4 protein-coding genes are annotated in these 3,505 nt (G+C 63.5%); all 4 read right to left on the bottom strand.

The annotated features are described in order from the left end of the window. The coding region (locus ABD127_RS18935) for an aldehyde dehydrogenase family protein (protein WP_344204462.1) at window positions 1-370 on the bottom strand (370 nt) is incomplete at its 3' end. Further along, complete coding sequence (locus ABD127_RS18930) at window positions 360-1,541, bottom strand: CaiB/BaiF CoA transferase family protein (protein ID WP_344204459.1); 1,182 nt, start codon at window positions 1,539-1,541, stop codon at window positions 360-362. The genes ABD127_RS18935 and ABD127_RS18930, both read right to left, overlap by 11 nt. A 51-nt stretch (window positions 1,542-1,592) precedes the next feature. Next, window positions 1,593-2,369 carry an SDR family oxidoreductase gene (locus ABD127_RS18925; RefSeq protein ID WP_344204456.1) on the bottom strand — a complete coding sequence of 259 codons (777 nt, stop codon included), beginning with the start codon at window positions 2,367-2,369 and terminating at the stop codon, window positions 1,593-1,595. 278 nt (window positions 2,370-2,647) lie between these two features. Then, on the bottom strand, window positions 2,648-3,490 hold the full coding sequence (locus ABD127_RS18920) for an amidohydrolase family protein (RefSeq protein WP_344204453.1): 843 nt from the start codon (window positions 3,488-3,490) through the stop codon (window positions 2,648-2,650). Between the last annotated feature and the right edge of the window lie 15 nt (window positions 3,491-3,505).

Here is a 3,505-nt window from a genome sequence, read left to right as displayed (position 1 = left end):
GAATGACCAACCCAACCGAACGCTTGGCGAAGGATGCGCTGTAGTCAAACGTGTCGGCGGCCCTCTGGACTTCTCCGACACCCTCCGCGAGCGGTTTGCCCTCTTCGACGGACAGGCACCGGCCAATCTCTTCACTGCGCGAACGCATGATGATCGCGGCCCGGGAGAGAATCGCTGCACGAACCGAGATCGGAGTGGCGGACCATCTCGGAAGTGCCTCCGCCGCCGCCGAGACAGCATCATCGACATCGACCTCAGTCGATTCCTGAAAGGTGCCGACGACTACCGTCGAATCTGACGGATTCGACCTCTGAGCGGTTGCCCCGCTGACGGACGGCCGCCACCCGGCGACGTAGTTCTCAAGCTTCACGAGCTTCCCTCTCTGGCCAAACCTGGTTCAACCAAGCACGCACCTCGGCGCCCTGTGCGTCGAGTTCGGGTGGAGCACTCATGGGCGCCACGACCTGGCTGGAGTAGCGCACCGGGTGCCGCACCTGCGCGATGGGGCCCCGCGACGACGGCACGTTCGTCACGACGTCGAGACCGAGCTCGTCAGCGCGCTCCAGCGCTTCCGCGATGTTGGCGATCTTCGAAGCGGGAACACCGCGAGCCATGAGTCGATCGACCAGGTCGGCTGCTGAATGATCCCGCATCACGGCGGAGAGAACGACTTCCAGTTCTTTCTGGTGGGCGACCCTGGCCTGGTTGTCCGCAAATCGCGGATCACCCGGGAGGTCAGGGAGGCCGAGCTCCACGCACAATGCGATGAACTGCTTTTCGGTGCCGCTTGCAACGGCGATGTAGTCGTCAGCGCACTTGAAGGGTTGGTACGGAACCACTGAGGGGTGCACGTTGCCCAGTCGGTGCGGCGTCACACCGGCTCCGATGACTGCCTGCGTCTGGTTTGCCATCCCCTGAAGAATGCTTGCCAGCAAGGAGACCTCGAGTCGAGTGCCCTCTCCCGACAGGTCCCGCTTCCGCAGGGCCGCAAGTATTCCGATCGTGGCGTCCTTACCAGCGAGGACATCGACGATGGCGACACCGACCTTCGTCGGCTCACCGTCGGGATGACCCGTGATCGACATCAGGCCGCTCATCGCCTGGACTGCGAAATCGAAGCCGGGAAGATTGGCACCCTCCCCGGAGCCGAATGCGGTGATGGAGCAGTAGACGACGTTGGGATTCGATGCCCTGACGGAGTCGTAGCCCAGGCCGAGGCGGTCCATCACCCCCGAGCGGAAGTTTTCCATCACCACGTCGGCCCTGTGGCACAGTTCCCTGGCCAACCGTCTGCCTTCCGGGGATTTGAGGTCCAAGACGATGGACTGCTTGCTCCGGTTGACCGCCTCGAAGTACGTCGCGCCGGTAGAGGAGTACGGCGGACCCCAGCCGCGTGTCCCGTCGCCGCCGCCGGGCTCCTCCACCTTGATGACGGTGGCACCCAGATCCGCAAGAGTCATACTCGCCAACGGTCCCGCGAGGACCCGGGTGAAGTCCGCAACGATCGTGCCTTCCAGCGGCAGTGCCGAGTCACTGGCCATGGTTGGCACCCGTCGATGTGGTCGCCTCGGACAATGCGGCCAGTGTGCTGTTCACAGCGTGTTGCGACGGCCGCCGTCGACCGTGACGCTCGCACCGTTCACGTACGAGGCCGCGTTGGACAGGAGGAAGGCTGCCACCCGCCCGAGCTCGATCGGCTCACCGAGTCGTCGCAGAGGCACCCGCGGCGCCTCTCGCTCAGCCCCTGAGAACCCTCGGGCAGCGTCGAGGTACGCGAGTCTCTCGGTCGCATAGATGCCTGGGACGATCACGTTGACTCGGACGCCCCTCGGGCCGACAACTGTCGCCAGCTCCTTGGCGTACGCCTCCAATCCAGGACGTGCGATGTTGGAACCTGTCATGCCGACGGTGACTTCCTTGGCGGTCGACGAACTGAGGACGAGAATCGATCCACCCTCGGTCAGCTCGCTCGCCACCTCCCGCGCGACCCTGATCGGGTTCAACGCCACCAGCTGCATGCTGAGAAGGAGGTCTTCGTCACTGAACGTCTCGGCGCCACCAGCCGGCGGTCCCCCGTAGCTGATGAATGCGCCATCAAGGCGTCCGAACTCTGACTTCGCCACAGAGATGGCGTTCGCGATCGTCGCGGCCTGGCTCAGGTCGCCGTCGACACCACGGGCAGAATCGCCGAGCGAGTCCACGGCCGTGCTGAGGCGATCAGGATCACGACCAACCACCACGACGTTGGCACCTTCTTCGACGAGGGCTTGCGCTCCGGCAAGTCCGAGCCCCGTCGACCCACCGGTCACGATGAATGCCTTGCCTGCCAGCTCCAGATCCACGATTTTCCTCTCGACGACAGAAGTCATATTCCCTGCTCGAGCACGAGGTGACGGTCACAGCCAATTGCGCATCAGTTCCGCGACGATGCGAGCGGCGAGACATCGAACCCGTGCCCAATCATTGGATACAATTTTGGTTAACGTATCAGCGACCAATATTTTCTGTCAACAGGCGGGCAGGTGACCATTGGGCCTTCCGATCGCGACAGCTGAGTTTGAGACACAGAACCGTTGAACCGCGAAGTCAGCGGTTTGGACGGGCCGACGACACGGTGTTTGTACCGCCCGAGAGTTTCCCTGAGCCATCAGAAGCCGAAGAGCTCGGCGGGATTAGTGACCAGTACGGCGTGTAGCAAATCGGCATCAGGGGTCCATCTTGCGAACTGGTCATACAGAATGCGACTGGATGTCGAGCCGCCAGGCATACCCACGAACGGCCAGTCACTACCCCAGATCATTCGATCGGGGGCCGCCTCAAGCAGAGCATCATGGAAGGGTCTGACCGAGTCCAGTGCTCCGATCGGACCGTTGCGAAGCGCAGACAGCTTCACCCACCATCCCTCGGCCTTCACCGCGGCGACGAACTCGCGAAATGTCGCTCCTCGAGGACTGGTGTCCGAAAGCCAACCCATGTGATCGATCACGACAGGAACCTGCAACGTGGCCAGGAAGCCGGTCTCCGCCACGATCTGGGAGCAGGTGCCAAAGATGTGCGCCTGCCAACCAATCTCACGCATCACCGTCGCCATCTGCGTCAAAGCTCGCGGCCGATCCACACGCGGCCCCATAGGACGCCCGGCACGGAGGGCGTCTAGGTCCATATAGGAGAAGCGCGCGCCGACGAAACCTTGCGTACCGAGCAGCTCGATCTGCTCACGCTCGCTCGACTCGGACAGCAGCGCAATACCACGCAGACGCTCCGGTGCCAGCGAGAGCACCCGCGCGGTTGCCGCGTTCCCCGATCCGGCAGTCCCGGGGATGGCAGAAGAGACGACGACGGCGCGGTCGAATCCGAGCTGGTCCAGTGACGCCAGGAGTAGATTCGGAGTGGGGCGGTCGATCGCCGCGTCGACCGAGCCGTGGAACACGTGGACGTGACTGTCGCACGCCCCATCTGGCGGCGCGTCTCCGCGGACGTCATTACTCATGCGTCTCGCCCTCGA

Source organism: Aeromicrobium alkaliterrae, from assembly GCF_039529015.1.
Lineage (GTDB): Bacteria > Actinomycetota > Actinomycetes > Propionibacteriales > Nocardioidaceae > Aeromicrobium > Aeromicrobium alkaliterrae.
This window is presented reverse-complemented; position numbering and strand designations above follow the sequence as displayed.

Excerpts from the sequence above, each read along its gene's own strand:
- ABD127_RS18930 (WP_344204459.1), bottom strand. The coding sequence starts at position 1,541 with ATGGCCAGTGACTCGGCACTGCCGCTGGAAGGCACGATCGTTGCGGAC.
- ABD127_RS18925 (WP_344204456.1), bottom strand. The coding sequence starts at position 2,369 with ATGACTTCTGTCGTCGAGAGGAAAATCGTGGATCTGGAGCTGGCAGGC.
- ABD127_RS18920 (WP_344204453.1), bottom strand. The coding sequence starts at position 3,490 with ATGAGTAATGACGTCCGCGGAGACGCGCCGCCAGATGGGGCGTGCGAC.